Source organism: Alkalibacterium sp. m-11, assembly GCF_054658155.1.
In genome coordinates, this window is record NZ_BAAGIR010000407.1 from 1 (window position 1) to 359 (window position 359).

Here is a 359-nt window from a genome sequence, read left to right on the forward strand (position 1 = left end):
ACGAGATTAGGTTTTAACGCATGTTCCTGGCGTACTTTTGCCATGCGCTTATACGGATTCGGTTTTCTTATAGGGCAGAACAGTCCAAACTTTCTCATTAAGCGCTGGATTTTCTTCCGGTTCATGAGTATCTCCATGTGTAACAGTCGCATATGGATCCCTCTGGATCCTTTATCATAGCCGCGATGTGTATAGGCTTCAAGTATCAAATTAAAATCGTGCTGATCTTGTTCTTCTTTTTTCTTTCGACTCTCTTCAGATTTCAACCAGTTGTAATACCCCGAACGTGAAACTAAAGCAATCTCACATAGCCATGATATATTTAACAAATTATGATCTCGTTTTGTTAGGTCTTTAAT

General features: G+C 39.0%; 1 protein-coding gene. It reads right to left on the reverse strand.

Annotated features, from left to right (window positions below; genetic code table 11):
* The coding region (locus ACYQ2O_RS12985; RefSeq protein ID WP_459796809.1) for an IS3 family transposase at nucleotides 1-329 on the reverse strand (329 nt) is incomplete at its 3' end.
* Between the last annotated feature and the right edge of the window lie 30 nt (nucleotides 330-359).